General features: G+C 64.4%; 6 protein-coding genes. 3 read left to right on the forward strand and 3 right to left on the reverse strand.

All coding sequences use genetic code 11. The features are described 5' to 3' along the window. Nucleotides 1–267: 267 nt before the first annotated feature. Together XAXN_RS18960 and XAXN_RS18965 are read left to right on the forward strand one after the other, a co-directional pair. Nucleotides 268–1212, forward strand: coding sequence for an ABC transporter ATP-binding protein (locus tag XAXN_RS18960; protein WP_042823834.1), 945 nt, complete (start codon nt 268–270; stop codon nt 1210–1212). Beyond that, nucleotides 1209–1970, forward strand: a complete 762-nt coding sequence (locus tag XAXN_RS18965) for an ABC transporter permease (protein WP_054320674.1) — start codon at nt 1209–1211, stop codon at nt 1968–1970. Before XAXN_RS18960 ends, XAXN_RS18965 begins: the two co-directional genes overlap by 4 nt. Nucleotides 1971–2358: 388 nt before the next feature. Here the strand turns inward: XAXN_RS18965 and XAXN_RS18970 are convergent, their stop codons facing one another. Continuing rightward, entirely contained in the window at nt 2359–2625 is a 267-nt protein-coding gene (locus XAXN_RS18970) for a DUF3297 family protein (protein WP_042823833.1), read from the reverse strand. A gap of 165 nt (nt 2626–2790) precedes the next feature. On the opposite strand from XAXN_RS18970, the gene XAXN_RS18975 reads away from it, so the two are divergent. Next, nucleotides 2791–3342 carry a DUF6630 family protein gene (locus XAXN_RS18975; protein WP_042823832.1) on the forward strand — a complete coding sequence of 184 codons (552 nt, stop codon included), beginning with the start codon at nt 2791–2793 and terminating at the stop codon, nt 3340–3342. A 443-nt stretch (nt 3343–3785) separates the two neighbouring features. On the opposite strand, the gene XAXN_RS18980 is transcribed toward XAXN_RS18975, so the two are convergent. Together XAXN_RS18980 and XAXN_RS18985 are read right to left on the reverse strand one after the other, a co-directional pair. Beyond that, entirely contained in the window at nt 3786–4070 is a 285-nt protein-coding gene (locus XAXN_RS18980; RefSeq protein WP_054320675.1) for a DUF4031 domain-containing protein, read from the reverse strand. An 8-nt stretch (nt 4071–4078) separates the two neighbouring features. Further along, a complete protein-coding gene (locus XAXN_RS18985) occupies nt 4079–4678 on the reverse strand; it encodes a hypothetical protein (RefSeq protein WP_054320676.1) in 600 nt (199 codons plus the stop codon). Nucleotides 4679–4898 lie beyond the last annotated feature (220 nt).

Genomic DNA, 4898 nt, shown 5'->3' on the forward strand with positions numbered 1-4898 from the left:
CGTGAGCGCGCTCACGCGCGCGGGAATCGGGAATCGGGAAATGGGAATCGGGAAATGGGAAATCGTAGGAGCCGGGCGGTCATGCGGTCGTTGTCGTGCAGGAGCTCGCTTGCGTACTGATGCACATCACGCGCAGGCATGCTCAGGCTGATCTGCGTGTTGGCCCAGGTGTTGGGGACCTCGGGAGACAGCATCCCATCTGAGCCACTCCCATCGTCACGGCGCAGCGTCTACCCTGTGGCGCTTATCGTCATTCGTGTCTGACCCATGACTTCGATCGTTTCCATCCAGGGCTTGAGCAAGACCTACGCCGGCGGTTTTCAGGCGCTCAAACAGGTGGATCTTGAGATCCGGCGCGGTGAGATCTTCGCGCTGCTCGGCCCCAACGGCGCCGGCAAGACCACCTTGATCAGCATCATCTGCGGCTTGATCAACCCCAGCACCGGCACCGTGCTGGCCGATGGGCACGATATCGTGCGCGACTACCGCGCCGCGCGTGCCAGCATCGGCCTGGTACCGCAGGAACTGGCTACCGACGCGTTCGAAACGGTGTGGGCCACGGTGCGTTTCAGCCGCGGCCTGTTCGGCAAGCCGGCCAATCCGCAGTCTCTGGAAACCATCCTGCGCGAGCTGTCGCTGTGGGACAAACGCAACAACAAGATTTCCACGCTCTCCGGCGGCATGAAGCGGCGTGTGCTGATCGCCAAGGCGCTCGCCCACGAGCCGCGCATCCTGTTCCTGGACGAGCCCACGGCCGGTGTGGACGTGGAGCTGCGTCACGACATGTGGCAGATGGTGCGGCGGCTGCGCGAGCAGGGCACCACCATCATCCTGACCACCCATTACATCGAAGAGGCCGAAGACATGGCCGACCGCGTCGGCGTCATCAACCGCGGCGAGCTGGTGCTGGTGGAAGACAAGCACACCCTGATGCGCAAGCTCGGCAAGAAGCAGCTGACGCTGAGCCTGCAATCGCCATTGCAAGCATTGCCTGCCACGCTGGCTGACCTGCCGCTGGAACTGTCGGCCGATGGCAACAGCCTGATCTACACCTTCGACACCCAGGCCGAGCAGACCGGCATCGGTGCCCTATTGCGCCGACTCAACGAACAGGGCATCGACTTCAAGGACCTGCATTCCAGCGAGAGTTCGCTGGAAGAGATCTTCGTCAACCTGGTGCACGGCGCACGTCAGCAGGAGGTGCGCGCATGAATCTGCATGCGATTGCGGCGATCTACCGTTTCGAAATGGCGCGCTCCTTCCGCACGCTCACCCAGTCGATCGCCTCGCCGGTGTTGTCGACCTCGCTGTACTTCGTGGTATTCGGGGCGGCGATCGGTTCGCGCATGGGCGATATCGACGGCATCAGCTACGGCGCTTTCATCATTCCCGGCCTGGTGATGCTGTCCTTGCTCAACGAAAGCATTTCCAACGCCTCGTTCGGCATCTACATGCCACGCTGGGCCGGCACCATCTACGAGGTGCTGTCCGCGCCGGTGGCGTGGTGGGAAATCGTGATCGGCTACGTGGGCGCGGCGGCGACCAAGTCGGTGATGCTGGGCTTGTTGATCCTGCTGACCGCGCGGCTGTTCGTGCCGTACGAGATCGCGCATCCGGTGTGGATGCTGGGCTTTCTGGTGCTCACCGCACTGACCTTCAGCCTGTTCGGTTTCATCATCGGCATCTGGGCCGATGGTTTCGAAAAACTGCAGGTGATTCCGCTGATGGTGGTGACGCCGCTGACCTTCCTGGGCGGCAGCTTCTATTCGATCAACATGCTGCCGCCGTTGTGGCAGAAGGTCACGCTGTTCAACCCGGTGGTGTACCTGATCAGCGGCTTCCGCTGGAGCTTCTATGGCAAGGCCGATGTGCATATCGCGGTGAGCACCGGCATGACGTTCCTGTTCCTGCTGGTGTGCCTGGGCGTGGTGGCGGCGATCTTCCGCAGCGGCTACCGGCTCAAGGCGTGAGTGGTGTGTGCAGTGGTGTTGTCGGAAGTCCAGGTCAAACGCTGAGTGGGTCGCGTGCGCGCTGCCCCTCATCGCTCGCGAGACACGCCGTGAACCCGTCCCTGGGGGCTCGTTGGCGGCATCCATGCCGCCAACGGTCCCGCAAGCGCTGAGGACACCGCACCAGACAGTCTGCTGATGGCTTTGTTCAACGCCATGAACGCCGACCATCGTGACCGTTCCCTGTCCCGCCCACCTTCGCGCGACCTGCAGCGGCATGGATGCCGCTTAGAGCTACAAGGACGTACCTGCAGTGTTCCCACGATGCTGGGCGAGCAATGGCCCTGCAGCCAGGGCACAGCTCAGCTGGCCTGCAGCAGCCTGGCGCGAGGTGGTCTTGTCGGCCGTTTCACTCGGCAGCCGGTTTGGCGCCGTCTTTGGTGTCCAGGTAATAGGCCACCACCTCGCCCTTGATCTTCATCGTCATCGGGTTGCCACGACGGTCGCGCGCCTTGCCGACCTGCACCTTGATCCAGCCTTCGCTGACCGAGTATTCCTCCACGTTGTCGCGTTCGATACCGTTGAAGCGCACGCCGACGCCGCGGTTGAGGGCATCGGCATTGTGGAACGGGCTGCGCGCGTCGATGGCCAGGTGATCGGGAGGGGTATCGCTCATGGGAAAGGCGTCATGGCGGCCGGGATAGCCGTCTTCGGCCGCACAGGATACGGGCCTGCGCCGGGAAGACCAGCCCCGGCGAGGCGGCGACGTGCGCCAATCGGTTTGCATGCGCGCCGTCAGGCCTCACACTTCTGCCCCTGCACTCCAGCAAACGAGACCGCAATGCCTGACAACAGTGCCGACTACGAAGACGACGAAGGCCTGCAGCCCGAGGGCGACGAAGACGATGTGGACGACCAGCCGGCGCGGGTGTGGAACCTGCTGGTGCTGATCAACCCCGGCGACGAAGACACCGCGCTGGCCCAGTTCGACGCCTGGCGCGAAACGCAGGCCGGCACCGATGCCGACGAAGGCGACGACGCCTGGTTGTGGGCGCTGAAGGACGCGATCGACTGGCGCTCGGGCTTCTATGTGGACTGGAAGGACACCGATGCGTTCATCGCCGCCATCGACGAACTCAGTGCGCGCTGGAACCTGCGCATCGACTGGGGTGGCGATCTGGACGACGAAGACTTCGCCGGCAACCTGGAGGTCCCCGATTTGATGGCGGTGGCCTTCGATCGCCTGCGCGAGCACGGCTACTCGCTGTGGAACTGGAACACCGGTGGCGATGCCTACGCCGGCTGGGTGGCGCTCAGCCGCGACGACGACGCCATGCTGGCACTGACCTCGTTGCTGGGGGTGGAAGTGCGGCTGGGGAATGAGGCGTTCTGAGGGCTGGGATTGGGGATTTGGCATTCGGGATTCGCAGGGGCGGTCCCGTGCTTGCTGTTGCGTGAGTCGATCTTTGCGCGCTGCAGTGGTACGAAGGTAAAGCCGCGCTCATCAGGCTGTGCGGACGCCCGAGCGAGTGCGGCTGTTGCTCGCAATCCGTGGACCACCGCGGCGTTCGCATCCGCCTGACGACTGCTCACAACGGTTTGTTCGCCACGCTGATGCGCACACTGGCTGGTCGGAAAGTTTGGGCAAGCGGGCAGCAAGGCAGATGCACTGCTTGGTTGGGAGCACGCTTGCAGGCATGACGCGCGATAGAAACGGCCTTGCGCGTGTGTTGCGCGTGGGTTCACATCAGGCCTCCCGATGTGCTTATGCGCACTTAACCGGTGCAATCGGCCGGCGCTTGCGAATCCCGAATCTCCACTCCCCAATCCCGGTTCTCACGGTACCTCGCCCCGCGCCTGCGCCCGTGCTTTGGCGATCAAGGCCTTGAGCAGCGCGCGGTCGGTGTGGCGGGAGATCGGAATGGCGCCCAGGGCAATGGCCTCAAGGCGGAGCGGTGCGGGCACGTCGTAGTGCGCACCGCTGAGTTTGTTCTGGAAGGCGCGGCGGGGAATGCCCAGCCGCGCCGCCATGGCATGCAGCTCGTCCAGCGTATCGCCGAGCAGGTGCGCCCAGCGCTGGTCGCGCCACAGGTGCACCGCATCGTCGACGTAGACGGCCATCGGCCGGGTCAGGCCTTCTTGGACTTCTTCGGCTCCTTGTCGGCGCTGTCGCCGTCGGGCGCGTCCGCCGCAGTGTCGGAAGCCTCGTCGCTGGCGTCTGCAGCACTGTCGGTGGCGCTGGCGGTGTCGCCGTCAGCCGCAGCGTCGTCGGCAACGGCCTCCGTGCCGGCGTCCTGGGCTGTGTCTTCCGCGTCGCCGTCTTCATCGGCATCGGCATCGGCATCGGCGTTCTGGAACTCGGAGACCAGCTTGGTCAGGTATTCCTCGGCGGTCTGGCCTTCGTCGGCAGCCAAGTCGTCGATCATCTGCTGCAGCTGGGTCGAATATTTCAGCGAGATGGTATTGCCTTCGGCTTCCTGCAGGTTGGCCAGGTGCTTGAGCATGGCCAGCATCGGGACCGGGTTGTCGGCGCTGCCCATGGTCTGGCCGCCGATCGACAGCATCCACTCGCTGCCAACCTGCAGGCCGATCGCGGCCACGACGCGCCCTTCGGCGTCCTGCAGCACGGCATGATTGATGACCTGGGGCGCTTGGCCCAGACGGACGAACGGGCGCTTGGGCTGTTGCTTCTTGCGCTTGTCGCGCTTGGCCTTGGAATTGCGGGACACGGTGTTCTCGACGCTGGGAATGGCCGGCTATTCTAGAGCGTGCGCCGCACGATGCGATGCGTCGCGGAGTTGGCTCCTGGAGGCGACCGCGCCGCCGGGGGTGCATCGTCTTCGCAGGCACCGACTTAAGAGCCGCCACCAGGACGTCCCAAGCCCGAACCGCCGCAGGCCGGGATTTTCTGGATTCGCCAGGAAATCGCCAGCGGGAGATGGCCTGCGG

Source organism: Xanthomonas axonopodis (assembly GCF_001304695.1).
GTDB classification, from domain to species: domain Bacteria; phylum Pseudomonadota; class Gammaproteobacteria; order Xanthomonadales; family Xanthomonadaceae; genus Xanthomonas; species Xanthomonas axonopodis.